Source organism: Streptomyces sp. AC627_RSS907 (assembly GCF_019049165.1).
Map to the genome: position 1 here is coordinate 1 of NZ_JAGMUE010001056.1, position 555 is coordinate 555.

General features: G+C 73.2%; 1 pseudogene. It reads left to right on the forward strand.

From position 1 onward, the window contains the following. Positions 1–555: pseudogene (locus KUM32_RS44490) on the forward strand (DEAD/DEAH box helicase); the annotation flags it as partial.

Sequence of the window (555 nt, forward strand, 5' to 3'; positions counted from 1 at the left end):
GGGCGAAGTGTCCCAGTTGGTGACCGACGAGGTGGGCGGCTCGGCGCTGTTCGCCGCCCGCTTCCGGGAGTGCGCCGCCCGCGCGCTGCTCCTGCCACGGCGCACCCCGGGCAAGCGCACCCCGCTGTGGCAGCAGCGTCAGCGCGCCTCGCAACTGTTGCAGGTGGCCAGCGAGTTCGGCTCGTTCCCGATCGTCCTCGAGGCCGTCCGCGAGTGCCTCCAGGACGTCTTCGACGTGCCGGGGCTGACCGAGCTGATGGGCGACATCGAGGCGCGCCGGGTGCGGCTGGTGGAGGTCACCACGCCCGAGCCCTCGCCGTTCGCGCGCTCCCTGCTCTTCGGGTACGTGGCGCAGTTCCTCTACGAGGGCGACTCGCCGCTGGCCGAGCGCAGGGCCGCCGCGCTCTCGCTGGACTCCCGGCTCCTGGCCGAACTGCTCGGCCAGGCGGAGCTGCGCGAGTTGCTGGACCCCGAGGTGCTGGCCGAGCTGGAACGCGAGTTGGCCTGGCTGAGCGACGATCGGCGGATCAAGGACGCCGAGGGCGTCGCCGACGC